At 71.2% G+C, this 19,709-nt stretch carries 9 protein-coding genes and 1 pseudogene; 6 read left to right on the top strand and 4 right to left on the bottom strand.

The features are described from left to right. Nucleotides 1–223: 223 nt before the first annotated feature. The 5 genes from B207_RS0125320 (at nucleotide 224) to B207_RS35545 (ending at nucleotide 9,632) form a co-directional block, all read left to right on the top strand. Nucleotides 224–1,375: an ABC transporter ATP-binding protein gene (locus B207_RS0125320; protein ID WP_018639470.1), complete on the top strand. Its 1,152-nt coding sequence runs from the start codon at nucleotides 224–226 to the stop codon at nucleotides 1,373–1,375. Continuing rightward, on the top strand, nucleotides 1,372–2,202 hold the full coding sequence (locus tag B207_RS0125315; protein WP_018639469.1) for an ABC transporter permease: 831 nt from the start codon (nucleotides 1,372–1,374) through the stop codon (nucleotides 2,200–2,202). Before B207_RS0125320 ends, B207_RS0125315 begins: the two co-directional genes overlap by 4 nt. A gap of 76 nt (nucleotides 2,203–2,278) precedes the next feature. Continuing rightward, entirely contained in the window at nucleotides 2,279–3,658 is a 1,380-nt protein-coding gene (locus B207_RS0125310; RefSeq protein ID WP_230205215.1) for a sensor histidine kinase, read from the top strand. Then, entirely contained in the window at nucleotides 3,655–4,260 is a 606-nt protein-coding gene (locus tag B207_RS0125305) for a response regulator transcription factor (RefSeq protein ID WP_018639467.1), read from the top strand. The genes B207_RS0125310 and B207_RS0125305 overlap by 4 nt, the downstream gene beginning before the upstream one ends. A gap of 419 nt (nucleotides 4,261–4,679) precedes the next feature. Continuing rightward, nucleotides 4,680–9,632, top strand: a complete 4,953-nt coding sequence (locus B207_RS35545) for a diguanylate cyclase (RefSeq protein ID WP_084692322.1) — start codon at nucleotides 4,680–4,682, stop codon at nucleotides 9,630–9,632. A 212-nt stretch (nucleotides 9,633–9,844) separates the two neighbouring features. On the opposite strand, the gene B207_RS0125295 is transcribed toward B207_RS35545, so the two are convergent. The 4 genes from B207_RS0125295 to B207_RS0125280 form a co-directional block, all read right to left on the bottom strand. Beyond that, nucleotides 9,845–16,459, bottom strand: coding sequence for a type I polyketide synthase (locus B207_RS0125295; protein ID WP_026311434.1), 6,615 nt, complete (start codon nucleotides 16,457–16,459; stop codon nucleotides 9,845–9,847). A 127-nt stretch (nucleotides 16,460–16,586) separates the two neighbouring features. Beyond that, the gene (locus B207_RS0125290) at nucleotides 16,587–17,912 is read right to left on the bottom strand and encodes a beta-ketoacyl-[acyl-carrier-protein] synthase family protein (protein ID WP_018639465.1); all 1,326 of its coding nucleotides are present in this window, start codon (nucleotides 17,910–17,912) and stop codon (nucleotides 16,587–16,589) included. A 91-nt stretch (nucleotides 17,913–18,003) separates the two neighbouring features. Next, on the bottom strand, nucleotides 18,004–18,720 hold the full coding sequence (locus B207_RS0125285) for a response regulator (RefSeq protein WP_018639464.1): 717 nt from the start codon (nucleotides 18,718–18,720) through the stop codon (nucleotides 18,004–18,006). Between the two features lie 35 nt (nucleotides 18,721–18,755). Then, nucleotides 18,756–19,316, bottom strand: a complete 561-nt coding sequence (locus tag B207_RS0125280; protein ID WP_035742259.1) for a TetR/AcrR family transcriptional regulator — start codon at nucleotides 19,314–19,316, stop codon at nucleotides 18,756–18,758. A gap of 218 nt (nucleotides 19,317–19,534) precedes the next feature. Between B207_RS0125280 and B207_RS35540 the strand changes: the two are divergent. Then, nucleotides 19,535–19,709 (top strand): annotated as a pseudogene (locus tag B207_RS35540) (ISAzo13 family transposase); the annotation flags it as partial.

Genomic DNA, 19,709 nt, shown 5'->3' with positions numbered 1-19,709 from the left:
ACCCCTCGGGCGTGTATCAGCACGATGGGTACCACCCCTTGGTTACACATGACAACGGATGTTCTGGACACCCGGCAAGGGCAGCGGCCCACGTCCGGGACGTCTCGCGGCGGCGCCCCGCGAAAGGCGCCCCTGACAGTCGCTGACGTATGTCATGGGTGAACCGTGCGCGCCTCACCGAATCCGGTGAGGACGTCACCGTTCGTGACGCCGATGGCGCCGGATGCTGAATGCCATGGACGAAGACACCAGTGTCATCACCGTCACGGATCTCTGGCGCCGCTATGGCCAGGTGGGAGGACGCGGCTACGACGCGGTCCAGGGGGTGGAGTTCTTGGTACGTCGAGGCGAGCTGTTCGCGTTGCTCGGGACCAACGGCGCCGGCAAGACGTCCACCCTGGAGGTCCTCGAGGGCCTGGCCAGGCCGAGCGCCGGCACCGTCAGGGTGCTCGGGCACGACCCGTTCCGGGACCGGCGCCTGGTGCGGCCCAGGATCGGCATCATGCTCCAGGCGGGGGCGTTTCCCGCCGACCTGACGGTCAGGGAGGCGGCCCTGGCGTGGGCCGGCACGCTGACGTCACCGCGCCCGGTCGCCGAGGCGCTCGAACTGGCCGGCGTCCAGGAACGGGCGACGGTTCGCATCCGGCAGCTGTCCGGCGGCGAGCGGCGCAGGCTCGACCTCGCCATGGCCGTCCTCGGCCGGCCCGAAGTGCTGTTCCTCGACGAGCCGACAACCGGTCTGGACCCGGAGAGCCGCCGCGCGACCTGGGACGGGATCGGAAACCTGCTCGCGGCGGGAACCACGGTCGTGCTCACCACCCATTACCTCGAGGAGGCCGAAGTGCTGGCGAACCATCTGGCGATCATGCATCGGGGCCGGGTCGTGCGCACCGGGACGCCGGCCGAGGTGGTCGCGTCGCAACCCGCCCGCGTCTCGTTCGAGCTGGACGCCGAACTCCCCGTCGAGCTTCCGGAACTGCCCGGCACACAGCTGCACCCGGCCGAGGCGTGGCTCGGTCGCCGGAAAGGCAAGGGAGGCAAGGGAGGCAAGGGGGGCGACGGGAGCGGCGGGGGCGACGGCGATGGTGGCGGCGACGGTGGCAGTGGCGGCGGAGGGGGCGGCTGCGCCGTCCTGCTGACCACCGCGGACCTCCAGCAGACGCTCGCGGTGCTGCTGGCCTGGGCAGACCGGCATGGGATACGCCTGCACAACCTCAACGCCCGGTCCGCGTCGCTGGAGGAGGCCTTTCTCGCCGTGGCCCGGTCCGACGAGATCCGTGAGTTCGGCCGGCCAGACCGGGCGGCGCGGCCAGCCCGGCCGGCGCGGGTGACGCGGGTGACGCGGGCGCGGCGACCGGACAGGATGTCGGCGTGAGCGGCGGAGCCGGGCTGGCGCGTCCGCTGTCAGGACTGGTCAGCGCCGGCGCGGCGCGGCGGATCAGGTCGCTGGGGAAGGCCGAGGCGGTGCTGCTCCGGCGTAACGTCGTGGCGCTGCTCATCGCGCTCGGGACTCCGGTGAGCCTGCTTCCGCTGATGATGTCGGCCTCGGACGGGGACGGCCGGTTCGCCGGGCTCGGCGCGGCCGCGCTCACCGCGCTGACGGCGATCGTTCTCCTGGCCGCTGTGTACTACAACCTCGTCACCACGCTGGTCGCCCGGCGCGAGGACCTGGTGCTCAAGCGGCTGCGAGCCGGTGAGGCCGGCGACCTGGAAATCCTTGCCGCGACGGCGGCGCCCGCCGTCGCGGTGGCCTGGGCGCAGATCGCGGTGACGGCCGTGGCCACGGCCACGCTGTTCGACCTGGCCGCGCCGGTGAACCCGCTGCTCGTGCTGGCCGCCATCGGGCTCGGCACGGTCGTGTTCGTGCTGCTGGCCGCGCTCAGCACTGCCGTGACCCCCAGTGTCGAGCTGGCGCAGGTGACGACCATGCCGGTGCTGCTGGTGCCGCTGGCGCTGTGCGGGCTGTTCGTCCCGCTCGACGAGCTGGCCGCGCCATGGGAGTCCGCCGCCCGGGTGCTGCCGCTCTCCCCGGTGGTCGACCTGATGCGACTTGGCCTGACCGGAACCACGACCGACGGGCGCGTCGTGGACTTCGCCGGTTCGTTCGGCGTGGCGGCGGTGCCGATCCTGGTACTGGTGGTGTGGGCGGGCGCGGCCGGCTGCGCGGCACGGCGGTGGTTCCGCTGGGAACCGCGCCAGTGACCGAGCGGCGCGCCGGGACGCGGGAAGATCGCGCTGAACCGTCCCGGCGCGCCGTGGCCATGCCACTGTGGACCCCATGACCCGGAGGTGGTGGTGGTGGTGGCGGGAGCGGAGCAGCGCCGAGCGCATGGACGCCATGGTCCGGTGGCCGCTCTACCTGTTCTCCACCACCGAGCCAGGCCTGGCGCTGCTCGCGGTCAACTCCCGGTCGGGCGCCTGGGGGCCGCCGGCCGCCGGGCTGCTGGCGGTGTCCGCGCTGCATGCCGTGGCCTGTGTCGCGCTGCTGCGCGCCGGGCTCGCGGCCCACCTGGGCGGACCTCGTCCGCCGGCTCGGCTGGTTGCCGGGGCTGCGGCGGGCGCGATCGTGATGGCAGTGGTGGGCGCCGCCGTCCCCGGGTTCGCCGCCGACCCCGGCGGCGGTGGCGTCCCCATCACACTCACCGTGGCGATGATCGCTGGCGGCGCGCTGACCGGAGCGGTAGCGCCGTTGCTGCGGACGCCGGCGCTGCTTGGCTGCGTGGCGCTGGGCGCCGCCGGCGCCGGCGGGCTGGTTGCGGCCGCGGCGGCCGGAACGACGGGGCCCGGGAACGCGCCGGGAACGGCGGCGGTCGAGGCGGCCATGTTCTACGCGTACACAGTGGTGCTGGTGGCGCTCACCTACCGGGTCTCGACGTGGATGCTCGGTGTGGTGTGGGAGATCGACCGCTCGCGGGCGGCCCACGCCAGCCTGGCCGTGGCGGAGGAGCGGCTGCGGTTCGCCCGGGACCTGCACGACGTCCTCGGCCACAACCTCTCACTGATGGCGGTCCAGAGCGAACTCGCCGCGCGCCTGGCCGGCCGCGGCGACGCCGAAGCGGTGAACCGGATGCTGGATGTCCGTCAGGTGGCCCACGAGTCGCTGCGCGAGATGCGCGCCGTGGTCGACGGCTACCGCCGGGCCGACCTCGGCGCGGAGCTCGCGGGCGCCCAGTCGCTGTTGCGCTCGGCCGGCGTGGCCTGCCAGGTCACCGGCGCGGCCAGCCGGGGCGGCCGTGAACAGGCCCTGCCTCCCTCCGCGCAGGCCGCGCTGGGCTGGGTCGTCCGGGAAGCGACCACCAACGTGATCCATCACAGCGAGGCCACCACCTGCGCCATCGACCTCGAGGTACGAGACGGCCCCGGTCACGCGCGCACCGCGGTGCTGCGGATCACCAACGACGGCGTTCCGCCAGTCCCGGCGGGCGCCACCAGGCCAGGCGGCTCACCCCCTGCTCCCGGGGCGGGCAGCGGCCTGGCCGGCCTCGACGAGCGGCTCGCCGGCCTGGGCGGCGTTCTCACCGTGGCCCGGGAACCGGGTGGCTCCTTCGTCCTGGAGGCGCGGCTCCCGGTCCCCGCCGACGCCACGCACGGCACGGCCCCGGCCGGGACACCGCCGCCCGCGCGGGGCGCGGCCATCATGCTGGAAGCAGGCTCATGATCAGGGTGCTGCTCGCCGATGACGAGAACCTCATCCGCGGCGCGCTGGCGGTGCTGCTGTCCATGGAGGACGACATCACGGTGGTCGCGCAGGCGGCATCCGGGCCGGAGGCGCTGGCGACGGCCCGGCTCCACCGCCCCGACGTCGCGCTGCTCGACCTGCAGATGCCCGGCCTGGACGGCATTGCCGTCGCCCAGGCGCTGCGCGCCGACCTGCCCGCGTGCGCCAACGTGATCGTGACCAGCCACGGGCGGCCCGGCTATCTCAGGCGGGCGCTCGCCGCCGGAGCGCGCGGCTTCCTGCCCAAGACCGTGTCCGTGCAGGTGCTCGCCGACGTGGTGCGGGTGGTGCACGGCGGCGGCCGGTACGTGGACCCGGAGCTGGCGGCCGAGGCGATCGCGGCCGGGGACAGCCCGCTGACGCCGCGCGAGGCGGAGGTGCTGGAGCTGGCCGCTGGCGGCGCGCCGGTGGAGGAGATCGCGGCACGGGTGTCGCTGTCGCGGGGCACCGTGCGCAACTACCTGTCATCGGCGGTCGCCAAGCTGGGCGCGGTCAACCGGCACGAGGCCGTCCAGCTCGCCCGCGTCCGCGGCTGGATCTGACCGGAGGCGGCCCCAGCGAGGGATCATGCCCGCGCCGGCTGGCCTACTCGCGGACGCCGGCCAGCTCGGCGGGCGGCGACGCAGCAGCAGCGCGGCCGGGACCACGCTGGCTAGCCACACCGCGCCAGTAGCCGCGAACCGCAAGTCTCGTGCGGTGTGGAGCGGATATCTAACCTCGAAAGCGGTATTACCCCAGTCGTCTCGCGCTGCCCTGCCAGTGGGTCCCCCTCCTGGGGGTAGTGATGGTGCGATATGGATGTGTATGACCGTTTCGGGGCCCATTATGGGTTCGCGGTTCGCGGTTCGCTGTCGTCGGCGTGCGACTGCAAAGCCCGACTTCGGCACTCCGCCTGTTGCCGTCATCGTGATCTGGGCAGGCTGGGAGTGAGCTGCGTGTTGCTCGGTGTGGGGGTTGGCGGATGAGATCTCAGCGAACGCCACCGAGCCGGGATCCGCCGGCGGTGGTGGTGCGGACGGAGCTGCTGCGTGAGACGGAGCAGACCCGGGTGACTCGGCTGGTGTTCCCGGCTGGGAGTGTGATCCGGAAGGAGCCGCTGGGACCTGGCTCGCAGCGGCGGTTGCGTCATGAGGTTGAGGTCCTCGAGCGTCTGGCCGGGGTTGGGGGGGTCGTGCAACTGGCGGACGGTGTGTCGACCTGCCCGGGGTCGATCCTGCTGGCCGACGTCGGCGGTGCGGCGCTGTCCGGGCGGACCATGCCACTGGATCCGGCCGAGCTGGCCGATCTGGCCGGATCGCTCGCGCGCACCGTGGCGGCGATGCACCGGCGGGGTGTGGTGCATCGGGACATCAGCCCGGCGAACATCGTATTGGGCGGGGATCGCGGCGTGCCGCACCTGATCGACTTCGCGTTGGCTACGAACTGCGCGGAGGTCGAGCCGGGGTTCCTCCACCACAACGAGATCGTCGGGACGGTGCCGTACCTGGCGCCGGAGCAGACCGGCCGGACGGGCAGCCCCATCGACCAGCGGGCCGACCTGTACGCGCTCGGGGCCACCCTCTACGAGCTGGCGACCGGCACACCACCGTTCGGCGCGGGCGACCCCCTGCGGACCGTTCACGACCATCTCACGCGAGTGCCGGCACCGCCGGCGGCGGTGAACCCGTCGCTGCCGGTCGACATGTCGCGGATCATCCTGCATCTGCTGGAGAAGGAGCCGGACGATCGCTACCAGAGCGCGGACGGGCTGGCGCACGATCTCGCGCTGGTCCACCGCGGCGCCGCGGTGGTGCGTCCCGGCGAGCACGATCTTCCGGCGCGGCCGCTGACGCCGTCCCGGCTGGCCGGCCGCGACGAGGAGATCGCCGAGCTGGGCTCGGCGTTCGCCGACGCGCTGGCGGGCCGCTGCCATGGGGTCCTCGTCAGCGGCCCGCCGGGGGTGGGCAAGACGTCCCTGGTCAACGCGCTGCGGCCGATCGTGGCCGGTGGCGACGGCTGGTTCGTGGCGGGCAAGTTCGACCAGTACCGCCGGGACCAGGAGTACGACGCAGTCCGCCAGGCGCTGCGGGCGCTGGGTCGGCTGCTGCTGGCCGAACCGGAGGCCTGTCTGGTCGAGGTGCGGGAGCGGCTCCTGCGGGCGTTGGGACCCAACGCCGGCCTGGCCGCCGCCGTCGTACCGGAGCTGGCGGCACTGCTAAGGGTCCCCCCGGCGCTCGGGGACCCGATGACTGCACAGGTGCGAGCACAGCGCGTCGCAACGGAGACACTACGCGCCGTCGCCTCCCGGGAACGTGCGGTGGTGTTCTTCGTCGACGACCTGCAGTGGGCCGGGCGGACGCCGCTGGGCTTCCTCGACCTGATCCTCGGCGGCGAGGAACAGATCGAGGGACTGTTGCTGGTCGGCGCGTACCGGGAGAGGGAGGTGGACGCCACCCACCCGCTGGCGCCGATGCTCGCCCGCTGGAGCCGCCAACCGGCCGGGCCGCAGCACCTGCGGTTGGGTAGTCTGCCGCCAGCAGACCAGACGGCCATGGTCGCCGACCTACTGCGCCTGTCCCCAGAGCGCGGCGCGGAGCTCGCACGGCTGATCGCGCCGTCGACCGCGGGCAATCCGTACGACACGGTGGAGCTACTCAACTCGCTGCGCCATGATGGCGTGTTGGCCCTCGGAGACGATGGTTGGCAATGGGAGCAGGCCATGCTGCGCCGCCGACTGGACTGCGTGGACGTGACCGGGCTGCTGCGTGCCCGCGTGGCCGTGTTGTCGCCGGCCGCCAGAGAGATGCTGGCCATGATGGCGTGCCTGGCCGGCCGAGTGGAACTCGACCTCTTGGAGGCCGCCGCCGGGCTTGCGGCGGATGAGATCGAGCGGCGGCTCGCCCCCGCGTTCACCGACGGGCTTCTCGTGCTGGAATCCGACGGCCGGCAGAGCGTGCGCTTTCGTCACGACAAGGCCCAGGAGTCCGTCCTGAGCGGCCTCACCCCGCAGGCCGAACGCGCCATGCGACTGTGCCTGGCCCGGGCTCTGGCCGACCGACCCGAGCTGTTCGCCGTGGCGGCGGCGCAGTACCTGCTCGTGGTCGACGCCGTACACGCCCCCGAGGAACGGCGACTGGTGGCCGGTCTCTTCCGGCGCTCTGCCGACGAGGCGAAGCTGCTGAGTAACCACCCCTTGGTGGAGAGGTTCCTGACCGCGGCGTTGAGGCTCGTCGACCCGGCGGACACCGACCAGTTGATCGACGTCCACACCGGCCGGCACGCGGCCCTGTACATGCTCGGGCGGCTTGAGGAGACCGACGAGGAGTACCAGACCATCGGCCGGCTGTGCACCGATCCGGCGCAGCGCACGGCGGCGACCCTGGTTCAGGTCAGCAGCCTCACCAGCCAGGGCCGCGCCGCCGAGGCGATGCGGCTTGGCCTCGACCAGCTGCGACAGCTCGGCCTCGCCGTCCCGGATCAGGACCACCTCGACGCGGAGATCGACCGCAGACTCGACGCGCTCTACCAGTGGATCGACCAGACCAGCGAATCCGACGATCTACGGCGACCGCGAATCACCGACCGTTCGCAACTCGACACCGCCAGGATCATCAACCGGCTCATGCCCCCGGCGTACTTCTCCGACCAGAAGATGCTGGCCTGGCTGACCGTGACGACGCTGGAGATATGGGCACGGCACGGCCCGGATCCCACCTTGCTCGGCCCGGCCGGCCACATCGCCTTTGTGACCGTCGTCCGCAGACGGGACTACCGCACCGGGTGGCGCGTGATGCGGCGGATCCTCGCGGTCTGTCAGGCGCGCGGCTATGAGCCTGACGTGTGGCAGGTGTGGTTCCTGTATGCAGCCGGTACCTGCCACTGGTTCGACCCGCTCGAGGACAACCTGGCTGCGGCGCGCCGCGCGCTGGAGGGCCTGCTCCAGGGAGGTGACCTACAGAACGCGTGCTGGACCCACTACGTACTGATGTCCACCATCCTGGACTGCGCACCACTGCTTGATGCGTTCGTTGCTGAGATCGACGAGGCCCTGGCGTTCACCAGACGCACCAGCAACGGTAACGCCGAGGAGACGTTCCGGGCCTATGGCCAGCTGGCGAGAGTGCTGCGAGGCGAGGTCGTCACCTCGGCGGCCGGTGAGGAGGCCCAGTTCGGCAGGCTGGCCGCCAACCCGTTCGCCGCTGCCCACCTGCACATTACCCGGGCGCTCGCTGCAGCCATCCTCGATCAGCCGGGCGAGCTGGTCCGACACACCGCGGCTGCAATGCCGTTGCTGCCGTCTATCCAGGCGCTCTATCCGATGGCGGTGGCGTACCTGCTGCGAGCCATGGCGTTGGCGGGCCAGGCCCGCACGGCGGAAGCGGGCCAGCGTGGCGCGGTGCTGGCCGAGCTGGACGAGGCGATCGAATGGCTGACCGTGCGCGCAGCCGACGCGCCGGCCAACTTCCTGCACCTACTGCGCCTGGTGGAGGCGGAGCGGGCCTGGACCACCAGCGACTTCCGCGAGGCGGCGTACACGTTTGATGTGGCACAGCGAGAGGCATCCATACGGGCGCGACCGTGGCACCGGGCGCTGATCCTGGAACGCGCCGCACGGTTCTACCTGGCCCACGGCATGGAGGAAACCGGCCATCTGCTGCTGGCCGCGGCCCGCCGCCAGTACCTGGCCTGGGGCGCGACGGCGAAGGTCAGCCAGCTCGACTGGGCCCACCCGAAGCTACGAGTTGAGCCCACGGCTGCGGAGCCGGCCGACCAGCCATCAGCAGAGCCTTCTGCCCGCCGCTCCACCGTCACAACCGGCACCATCGACCTGCTCGGCATCATCGCGGCCTCCCAGACGCTCAGCTCCGAGACCACCCTCGACGGCCTCCGGACCAGGGTCGCGGGAATCCTGTCAGCCATGACCGGAGCCACGGACGTTCACTTCCTGCTACGTGACCAGCAGGACCGCGGCTGGCTGGTATCCGTCGGCGGCGGCACGGTCCCGCTGCCGGAGGCCGGCCGGCGGCGGATGCTGCCGGCCTCGGTCGTCCGGTATGCCGAACGCATCCGCGAGCCTGTCGTCGTCGCCGACCCCACCCGCGACGACCGGTTCCGCCACGACCCGTACTTCACCGACCTGAACCGCTGCTCGCTACTGGCTATACCCATCATGATCCGGGGCGAGCTGCGGGCGATGTTGCTGCTGGAGAACCGGATGATCTGCGGCGCGTTCTTCGCCGAACGCCTCGAAGGGATCATGCTCATCGCCGGGCAACTGGCGGCCTCGCTCGATAACGCCCTGGTGTACGCGTCGCTGGAACGCAAGGTCGCCGAGCGGACCCAGCAACTCGCCGCCGCCAACCGGCGGCTGGAACAGCTCTCGCGCACCGATTCGCTCACCGGACTACCCAACCGGCGACGCCTCGACGAAGTCCTCGACGCCGAATGGCACGAAGCCCAATGCAACGCCGCACCCATCGCGCTGGCAATCATCGATATCGACCACTTCAAGCTCTACAACGACCACTTCGGACACACCGCCGGCGACCGGTGCCTCCAGCGGGTCGCCGCCTGCCTGGCCGAGAACGTCCGTAGCACCGACACGGCGGCCCGCTACGGGGGCGAGGAGTTCGCCGTGGTCATGCCGGACACCAACTCCGACACCGCCGTCCGCCTGGCCCGACATCTCTGTTCCGCTGTCGCGGCGCTGGCGGAACCACATCCGCTGGTCACCGACCGCATCGTCACCGTGAGCATCGGGGTCGCAGCGATCACTCCCACTCCCGGTGACACCATGGCGGTGTTTGTCGAGCTCGCCGACGTCGAGCTCTACCAGGCCAAACGCGGCGGACGCAACCGGGTAGAAATGCACTCCCACACCCCGCATCGCGATAAGTACTCGGTCCGGACTGTGCGGACGAACCGTTCGGCGTAGGCGGGGAGTGTCCGACACCCGCCCGACTCACCGCCCGTGGTCACCCCGACCCCGGGGTCCACCGCCCGTGGCCCACCGCCGCAGCGTCGATCTGGCTTCTATTCATCTTCCCCTCCTCGTGCGAGCTTTATCCTCGGGGTACTCCTTCGGCGCTACCGGAAGTGCGCCAGAGCCGGCAGTCAGAAAATCCCCAGATCGGCGGCCCGCGGACCTCACTCCCCGCCGTCGAGAGGGAGGTTCGTGTGGTCGGCGAGCCCGGCGGCGAGGGTCGCGAGTGTGTCGTACTTCCAGATGAAGTTGCCGGGCAGGGAGATACCGAGGCCCGGCTCCAGGCGGGACCGCAGTTCGAGCGCCAGCAGGGAATCGAATCCGAGGGACCGCAGCGGTATGTCCGGGTCCAGCACTGACTGGCCCAAGCGGAGGACGACCCTGAGATGCTCGGTCAGGTATGCCTCGAAGGCCGTACGCCGCGGCAGGCCTGGAGCCACCGAGCGGAGCCCGGCGAGGACACCACCCGGCCCGTCGGTGATACCCGCGGCATCCGCATTGTCTGTGGTACCCGCGCCCGCGATCCAGGAGGAGGTGGGTTCCTCGTCGACGAAGCGCGCGAACAGCGGCGAGGAGCGACCCGCGGCCGGGATCCAGGAGGCCGGCTCGCCGGGCAGCACACCCGCGCGCCGCCGCCGGTGGACGAGCAGCGTCTCCAGCGCGGCGAGTCCGGCCTCCACCGGGATCATGGCGTACCCGCGGTCAACGAAGTCGGTGGCGGCGCCTACCTCGGCCCACGGCCCCCAGTTGACGACCGTGGTTGCCAGCCCTCGCGCACTCCGCCAGTCGGCGAAGGCGTCGAGCCAGGAGTTCGCCGCGGCGTAGGCGGCCTGACCGGGGTTGCCCAGCAGCGAGGCCATCGACGAGTAGAGCACGAGCCAGTCGAGGCCCACGCCGACCGTGGCCTCGTGCAGCCGCCATGCACCGAGCGTCTTCGGATGCCAGACCCGCTGCACCTGTTCGGCGGTGACCATGGTGAGTGTCGCGTCGTCCAGGACCATCGCCGCGTGGACGACACCGCGCAGGCGGCCGTCCCCGGTGGTGGCGGCGGCGACGAGCCGCTCGGCCACACCGGGCTCGGCGATGTCGCCGAGCACCACCTGGATGTCCGTGCCGCCCGCGGCCAGCTTGGCGAGGCGTTCCCGGACCGGTTCGGCGGGCTCCGACCGCCCGTTGAGCACGATCCGGGACGCGCCGTTCGTGGCCAGCCAGGCGGCGGTCTCCAGGCCGACGCCGCGCAGGCCACCGGTGACGATGTACGAGCCGTCCGCGTGGACGGGCGACGGCGGCCCGTCGGGCAGCACTGCCTCGGTCTGCCCGACGTCGGGGACGTCGAGTACGACCTTGCCGATGTGGGCGGCGCCCGCCATGAGCCGGAACGCTTCCGTGGCGGCCCCGATCGGGTAGGTCGTGACGGGGAGAGGTGCAAGCTCGCCGACGGCAAACGCTGCCGTCAGCTCCCGCAGGAGCTGGGCGACCCGCTCCGGCTGGTGCCGGTAGAGCTCGATCAGGTTCACCCCGGCGAAGGTGATGCTGTTCCGGAACGGGGCCAGCCCGAGTGCCGAGTCCGCGAGGATGTCGCGCAGCCCGAGTTCGACGAAACGTCCGAAGGGCCGCAGGCACTCCATCCCCGCGCGGATCGCCGGCCCTGACAGCGAGTTGAGCACGACGTCGACACCCTGCCCGCCGGTTGCCGCCAGGGTCTGCGCGCTGAAGTCGACCGACCGTGAGTCCATGACCTGGGTGATGCCCATGCCCCGCAGGTAGGCGCGTTTCTCCGGTGTGCCGGCGGTGGCGAGGACCTCGGCTCCCAGCAGCCGAGCGACGGCGATCGCGGCGAGGCCGGTCCCGCCGGTGCCCGAGTGAATCAGCACGCGCTCGCCGGCCCGCAGCCGGGCGACGTCCCGCAGCGCGTACCAGGCGGTGAGAAAGCCGGTCGGGATGCCCGCGGCGGTCGCCGGATCGAGCCCGGCGGGCACAGGCATTGTCAGGCCCGCGTCGAGGGTCAGGAACGAGCCGAACGCACCGCCGTCGACCAGGTTCACCGCGAGCACGGCGTCGCCGGGCCGCCGGTCGGTGACGTCCGCTCCGACGGCGGTGACGACGCCTGCGCACTCGAAACCGATCGGCGTCCGCGGCAGCGCCCCCAGGCAGATGAGCACATCCCGGAAGTTCAGGCCAGCGGCCTGGACCCGGACCTCGACCTCGCCCGGCCCGGGTGGGCGCCGGTCAGTGGCGACGAGCCGGAGGTCGTCGAGATTCCCGTTGCCGGGCGCCTGCAGCGCGAACCGGTCGTGGCCGTACCGCACCGGGCGCCGGGCGGCGGCGACGCGCTCGGACGGGGTCACCGGGGTGGGGGTCAGGCGGGCTGCGAAGCGGACGCCGGCGCGCAGCGCGACCTCGTCGTCGGGACGGCCGGGATGGTTACCGGCCAGGAGCTCGGCGGCGACGGCCGCCACATCCGGGCCGGGATCGGCGTCGATGTGAACGGCGCGCAGCTCCGGATGTTCCAGCGCGAGCACGCGGAGCAGCCCGCGGATCCCACCATGGTCAAGATCAGGAGCCGTGCTTCCCGACAGAGCGTGCGCTCCGCGGGTCACCACACTGAGGCCTGGTGGCTTGCGGGGCAGTTCGGCCAGCGCCGCGGCAACACCCAACACAATCATGGTCTCTCGCTGCGCCCGCGCCGGATCCGGCGTCGAGGCGCCACGCTCTCGCGGGGCGGTCGGACCGTCGAGGACGACGACCACCTGCCGGGCGGCGGAGTTCCCGCCGCCCCGGGTGAGGGAGGTCGCCCATGCCCGCCGGGCGTCGTCGGGATCGGGCAGGGGCTGGACGTCGACGTCGGCCCCGGCGGCGGACAGGGCCGCGCCGAGTGCGTCCACGGAGCTGTCCGCGGCGCCGAGCAGCAGCCACCGGCCCACCGGGGCCAACTCCTGGGACGGCTCCGGGTCGGGTGACGGCTCCCAGCTGAGCCCGTAGATCCAGCCGTCGGAGGCGTGGGACGTCCCCGCGGACCCGTGGCCGTCGAACTGGCGTGTGCTGCCCTGCTGGACGAAACGCATGCCGTCGATGGCTACGACGAGCGCGCCTGTCTGGTCCAGGAGGCGGACCTCACCGGTGAGGATGCCCGTCCCCGCGGTGTCGAGGCGGGCGTGGCAGTAACGCGCGGTCGCCGGGTCGCCGAGGATCCGGATGCTGTCTGTCCCGGCGGGCAGGATCAGGCCGCCGTCCGCCGAGCCGGCGGCGAAGCCGGGCAGGCAGGTCAGCACCGCCTGCGCGCTGGCGTCCAGCAGGACGGGATGCACGCTCAGCGTGTTCTCGGGGGAGCGTGCCTCCGGCGGGATCTCGATGCCCGCCCAGACGCTCCCACCGTCTTCGGACAGGTGCAGGTCGGTGAGGGCGGCGAACGCGGGGCCATGGTAGATGCCCCGCTCCCGCAGGGCCTCGTACAGGCCCGCGGGGTCGACCGGTCGGAGGTGGGCAGCGGCGAGCTCTGCCAGGCCGCCGCCGGCATCCGGTGCCGGGTCGTCGGCGCGTGCCACGCTGGCTGACATGTGACGGACCCAGCCGCCGTCCCCGTCGCGGGCGTGGACGGTGCACTCTCCCCTGCCGGGGCCGGTGACCGCAACCGTCATGGTGATCTCGATGTGCTCACTCAGGTTCAGGAGCTCCTCGAAGGCGATGCCGGTGAGCCGGACCTGCGTCGGTCCCACCCCGAACGCCTCGGCGGCGGCGGTGAGCGCCAGCGCGCAGTAGGCGGCGCCGGGCAGGACCGGCCGGTCGTGCACGCGGTGGTCGTCGAGCCAGGGAATGGCCGCGGTTCCGGTGTCGGCCCGCCAGACGTGGCGCGGGGGCTCCCCGGGGACTACCAGGTGGGCCCCGGGCAGGGGCGAGTCCGCACGCGCCGGGTCACCGAGCTCGGTCGGCACGAGAGGCCCGTCAGCTGCCGCCGGTGTCGACGCCGGAGCTGTGTCGTCCGCCCAGTGACGCCAGCGGTCGAAGAAGATCGTTGGCAGGTCCACGAGGTTGCCGGTCGGGTAGAGCACCGACCAGTCCACCGGCACTCCCGCACAGTGCGCGGCCGCAAGGTGGGTGCGGAAGGCGACCAGGCCGTCCTCATCGCGGCGCAGCGTGGGCAGAACCAGCGGTTCACGCCCGCCCCCGGCGAGGATGTCGGTGACCGAGCGGGCGACGACCGGATGCGGGGCGATCTCCACGAAGACGCGGTGCCCGTCGGCGGCGGCCGCGGTGACGGCGTCGCTGAAACGCACGGTGCGGCGCAGGTTCGCGCACCAGTAGACAGCATCGAGGCCGGGGGCGTCGCGTGGATCGTCCGCCGCGGTCGAGTAGAAGCGGACCTGGGCCGGCTGCGGGCGAAGCTCGGCCAGTTCCGCGGCGAGGTCCGGGAGCAGCGTGTCGACCTGGGGCGAGTGTGAGGCGACGTCCACCGCGATCGGGTGGGCCGCCAGACCGCGGGCGGTCCAGTCTGCGACGAGATCCCTGATCCTGTCCGCGGCCCCGGAGACGACGGTGGAGCCGGGAGCCGCGAGGACCGCGACGGAGACCTCGCCGGTCGCACCGGCCGCGGCGAGCTCCGCCTCGACCGCGGCCCGGTCGAGGCCGACGGTGGCCATCGCGCCGAGGCCGGCCACCCGGGTGAGCAGGCGGGATCGGCGGCAGATCACCCGGACCCCGTCGTCCAGGGTCAGTGCTCCGGCGACGACCGCCGCGGCTGCCTCCCCCATCGAGTGGCCGATGACCGCGGCAGGCTCGACGCCGTGGTCGCGCCACAGCGCGGCGAGTCCGATCTGGACGGCGAACAGCAGGGGCTGCACCCGGCCACAGCCAGCGACCGCCTTGTGGCCGCGCAGCACATCCAGCACGGAGAAGCCGGCCTCGGCGGCGATGAGGGGGTCCACCTCGGCCAGCGCCGCGGCGAACGCCGGTTCGGCGTCGAGCAGATCCGCCCCCATGCCGGCCCACTGTGATCCCTGGCCGGAGAACACCCACACCGCGCCGCGGCGCACGCCCCGGGCCGCGCTGCCGGAGACGACGTTCGGGAGCAGCCGGCCGTCCGCGTACGCACGCAGGTCCCGGATCAGGTCCTCGGATGAGGCCGCGACGACGGCGAGCCGGCCGTTCCCGGGGGACCGTCTGCGCGCCAGGGTGTAGGCGACGTCCCGCAGATCGGTGCTCCGGGCGGGCACGCCGCCGTCGGTGGTGGTCGTGTCGGCACCGCCTTCGCGTTCCAGCCAGTCCGCGAGCCGCGCCGCCGCCGCGGGCAGCACCGCAGGCGACCCGGCGGGAACCAGAACGACCTCCGGGCCGCGCGCCCCGCGGACACCGGAGCCTGTCCGTGGGGCGTCCACCCGCTCGGCCTCGTGCCCGTCGGCCCGCTCCGGCGTGCGCACAGCCGGAATCCCCGAACGGCTCATGTCAGGCGCTGCATGCTCGAGCACGACGTGAGCGTTCGTTCCGGAGAACCCGAACGAGGAGACCGCGGCCAGCCGCGTCTGCGTGGCACCGGGCCAGTCGGTCAACCCGGTGGGCACGAAGAACCGCGACTCCTCGGCGTTGATCGCCGGATTCCACTTCGTGAAGTGCAGATTCCCCGGTACCTGGCCATGCTGCAGGCAGAGGACCGCCTTGATGAGACCAGTGACGCCTGCCGCGGGCTCCAGGTGCCCCAGGTTCGTCTTCACCGAGCCGAGAGCGCAGCGCGCGCCGTCGGTGCCGTACGCGCGGGTCAGCGCGGCGAACTCGATGGGATCGCCGACCTTCGTGCCAGTGCCGTGCGCCTCCACCAACCCGACATCGGCCGGATCAACCTGGGCGCGACGCAGTGCGGCGGTCGCGACCTCGTACTGGGCCTGCGCGGAAGGAACGGTCAATCCGTCGGTGCGGCCATCCTGGTTCACGGCAGATCCACGGATCACAGCCAGGACCCGGTCGCCGTCGCGCAGGGCATCGGCGAGCCGCTTCAGAACGACAACGCCGCATCCCTCCCCGCGGACGAACCCGTCCGCGGCAGCGTCGAAGGCATGGCAGCGACTCGTCGGCGAGAGCATTCCCATCCGGGCGAAGGACTTGGTCACCCGGGGCCACAGCATGAGGGTCACCCCACCAGCAAGCGCCACCGTGCACTCCCGGGCCTGCAGGCTCTGGCAGGCCAGATGCACAGCGACCAGCGACGACGAACATGCGGTGTCGATCGACATGCTGGGACCGCGCAGGCCGAGCAGATAGGAGATCCGCCCGCCCGCGACACAGATCCCGTTCGTGAGAACGGAGCCCTCGAGCTCGTCCGGATGCCCGGCCAGACGATCCATGTAGTCGGTGTAGCTCAGGCCGGTGAAGACGCCGGTGGGCGTGCCCTCGAGCCTGTCGGCCGGGAGACCCGCGTGATCCAGCGCCTCCCACGCGACCTCCAGAAGCAGCCTGTGCTGCGGGTCGAGGACGGCGGCCTCCCGGTGGGACACACCAAAGAAGTCGGCGTCGAAGTCGGCCACATCCTCGAGGTAGCCGCCCTGGAGGGGAACGGCCCGACCCGCAGTGGCCAGTGCGGAGTCGATGAACGAATCAGTGCGCCACCGGCCCGCAGGCGGGTCGTCGACCGCGTCTCGTTCGTCGACCAGCAGCCGCCACAGTGCGGCCGGCGAGCCCACGCCGCCCGGCAGACGACATCCCATCCCCACGATCGCTATGTCCTCCCGCTCGCCGCGGGACTCCGCCTCGGCTGCCGTTCCATTCGGCCCGGGGTCAGCAAAGGTGCTCATTCTCGCTCGATCCGTGCCTCTCTGCGTTGTACGGTGGAATCGGCTGTGCGGCGTCCTCGACAGCGCGCCGCGGTGCTCCAGACAGCCGACCGGGATACCGGTTCGGAATCGGCAGGTCTTCGCGGTGTCAGGAAACGTTGGCGGAGCTCATCAGAACCACGCTCTTCAACCCGCCGATCTGGTAGGTGAAGCTCAGCGCGTGATCGAAGCGCAACGCGCGCGGCTGTGTTCCCGGAATGGGGTCGAACGGCAGGCCGTCAATCGGCTTTTCGCAGTTCGTGGTAGGGCACACCAGCCCTTTCTCCATCATAAGGAGAGTCAACGCCAGGCCGAGGTTTCCGGACTGGGCCCCGCTGTGGCCGAAGCAGGCCTCCTGCGAACTGAGCAGAACCGCCGGGACGGCCGGCCCGTACAGTTCACGAACGGCGTTCGCCTCAGTGTTCGTGACGTTGACGTCGCCGTCACTGCCGCCGTTGATGTACGGGATCTGGTCGATACTCCAGCGGTCCCCGAGACACTTCCGCACCGCGCTGACAAGCGAGGCTCCCGAGTCGTCCAAGGACAGCGGGCTGGGCAGGCCGTCACGCGTCGTCGCCTGGGCAAGCAGGCTCCCGTAGACGTGCGCCCCGCGTTGCTCGGCATGCCTGCGGCTCTCCAGGACCACCGTGACCGAGCCCTCGCCGAAGTTCACACAGTCGGCGCGGACGTCATACGGGCGCATCGGCCGGTCCATCGACGGCAGCGCTTCGGGCAGAGTGTCCGCGCCGGGCCGCGGGCCACCGCGCGTCGCGGCAAGCAGGAGCCGCTGCGCGTTGCGCATCAGGTCCATGCTGAACGCATCGACACCCGTGACAACCGCGATGTCGACCTCGCCGGAGGCGATCATGCGCAGCGCGTTGCCGAGCTGGATGGTGGAGGACGAGCAGCCGCAGGAAACCGTGAAGCTCGGGCCCGTCGACCTGGCGATCGACGCCTGCAGGAGTGCGACGTCGTAGGACGTGATTCCGAGCTGGGCACGGATGAACAACGCGGTCGCGGCAGCCGCGGAGAGCTTCTCGGGTTCCGCCTCGTACAGGGCCCGGTAGGGGTCGACGTTGTCGTCGAGCCCGCCTCGCCCGGTGAGGATCGCGGCGTCACGAAGATCCCCCGCCCGAAAATCTATCTTTGCATCCGAGCATGCCTCGACGAAGGAGATCAGACCGAAGCGGTGCGATTTGGTGAGCTGCTCGGAGTACAGCTTGGGAATCTCGGGCAGCCGCTCCTCGAACATCTCCGGTGCCAGGTCCACCCGGCCGTGGTAAATACCGTTCCGGACCAGGCAGGAGCGCCCGTTCGACGCAACGTCCCATACCTCCTTGGGTGTCAGCACCGGGCGGTCTTCGCCGGGCAGGCAGAACCCCATACCGGTGACGAGAACGTCCCTCGCGCCGCGGTCCGACGACTGCGCAGTCACTTCATCCACTCAGGTCTCCAGCGTGGTCTTGACCCCGTCCTGGCAACTCTTCCACAGCGTTGTATACATGTCATGATTTAGGTCATAATGTTCAATTTGTTCCGATACCTACCTGTACCAGCCAGCGGTACAGGTGCTCGGGCCGGCCAGGCCGTCCGTATCGCTGTGTCCGGCCCACCAGACGCTGGTCGGCCAAGCGCTCCAGGTAGCGACGTGCCGTCACCCTGGACAGTCCGACAGCGCCCGCGACCTCGTCTGCGGACATGGGCACGGGTGCCGCCCGCAGGTAGGTGACGACCACGTCGAGAGTGCTGACCGACCTGCCCCTGGGCCGCCCGGGCGAAGGTGCTGTGCCAGGCCGCAGCGCGGCCAGGGCGGCATCCACCTCGCGTTGGCCGATCAGACCCGTGTGCTCCAGTGCGAGATGGTTGCGGTACGAGGCGTAGGACTCGAGCCTGCTGCGGAAGGCGGCGAAGTCGAACGGCTTCACCAGGTACTGGACGGCACCATAGGCCACGGCTGCTCGTACCGTCGCCAGATCCCGGGCCGCGGTGACGGCGATGATGTCCGGCCGGGCACCACGGCTCCGCAGCCTGCGGCAGACGTCGAAGCCCGTCATGTCAGGCAGGTAGAGATCCAGGACGACAAGATCATGGCCGTCGTGCGCGACCTGTCTCAGGCATTGGGCGCCGGAGTACGCCACCCCACTGACGGTGAAGCCGGCAAGCTTCTCCACGTAGATGCTGTAAGCATCGGCGGTCACCGGGTCGGCTTCGACGATCAGTGTGCGGATCCGGCTGTCGGGCATGCGAGCTCGCCCTCCAGTTCGCTCCACCATGAGGACTAGACCTCGGACCGGGTGAAAACGCCGTCGAGAATGACAAAGATAAGCCGATCCATGATCGGCTTACGCTCATCCCCGACCGGCAGGGCCTCAACCGCGGCGTTGACCATCAGCATGATAAGTGTGAGATCTGCCGGCTTGAGGTCGTCACGGAGCTGACCTTCGACCTGCGCGTGCAGGAACGGCGGCGCAAGTATCCCGATCACCTCGTCAGCAAACCGTTGCTGGTCCCGCCTGGGTAGCTCCAGCATGAGAGTGGCAAGCGGGCGCATGGAGGTCTGTGTAGCCAGCACCCAGTGAAGCAGGTCACGGAAGGAGCGGCCCTCGTCTGTCGCCGCGTCGACTGCGCACCTTAACGCTTCGAGGTTCTTCTCCGCGACTGCGGTTGCAAGTGCGTGCCGGTCGGGGAAGTGCCGGTACACGGTCGCCCTCGCGAGTCCCGCCCGGCGCGCGATCTCGTCCAGCGGAACGGACCTGGGGCAGTCAGTGAACGCTACACCAGCCACCTGAAGAATAGCCTCCCTGTTACGGCGGGCGTCGCTACGCCGTGGTGTCAGCATTGCATGCCGTCGCTGCCGGGACACATGCCGCATGCTACCCCCACACAAGCGAGACTCGCGACCCCTTCATTGTCTCAGTTCACCTCACTAGAGTCCGATGCTGCTTAGGAACTGTAATGAAATAATTTGATTTTCTTGTTCGGTTGGTGATCGGCTTGTGTGATTGCCTGGATAGAGTCCGGGCTGTGGCGGTTGACCGGTCGGTGGAGTTCGCGGCGATGGCCGCACGGCTTGAGGTGCTGTTGCCTCGGTTGAACGAGCGGGACCGGCGGCTGGCGTTGGGGGCGGAGGCGCGTTCCTGGGGGTATGGGGGCATTGCTGCGGTCGCGCGGGCGACCGGCGTCGCGAAGGGAACGATCGCCAGGGGCCGTGCGGAGGTGGACGCCGACGCTG

It is taken from the genome of Parafrankia elaeagni, from assembly GCF_000374165.1.
GTDB classification, from domain to species: domain Bacteria; phylum Actinomycetota; class Actinomycetes; order Frankiales; family Frankiaceae; genus Parafrankia; species Parafrankia elaeagni.
This window is presented reverse-complemented; position numbering and strand designations above follow the sequence as displayed.